We start from the raw sequence: 272 nt of genomic DNA, 5'->3' as shown, positions 1-272 counted from the left end.
CGAATGGCAACAGATTTCGATCATGGAAGCCGTGTTTGGCTCCGAAGCCCGCGCCCTCGCTCCTCTTCTCAAAAGCACGGAAGAGGTAGAGCGCTTACTTGGTCTGGTCGCCGATAAGACGAACTATGCGGGTTCTTCCTTCAAGGAATATGAAGCACGTGCCAAGACAACTGCAAATGCTCTGCAGCTTCTGCGCAACAATCTCGCGGCCATTGGCATTGAGATGGGCGATAGAATGCTGCCAGCCATCAATGAGGGTGCGGCGGGCATAC

1 protein-coding gene is annotated in these 272 nt (G+C 54.4%); it reads left to right on the top strand.

Going from position 1 to position 272, the window contains the following annotated elements; translation table 11 throughout:
* Window positions 1–272 (top strand): phage tail tape measure protein (locus SB719_RS20150; protein ID WP_412159740.1); only part of this gene is annotated, 272 nt, incomplete at both ends.

This window comes from Pantoea sp. SIMBA_079 (assembly GCF_046940275.1).
Lineage (GTDB): Bacteria > Pseudomonadota > Gammaproteobacteria > Enterobacterales > Enterobacteriaceae > Pantoea > Pantoea borealis.
This window is presented reverse-complemented; position numbering and strand designations above follow the sequence as displayed.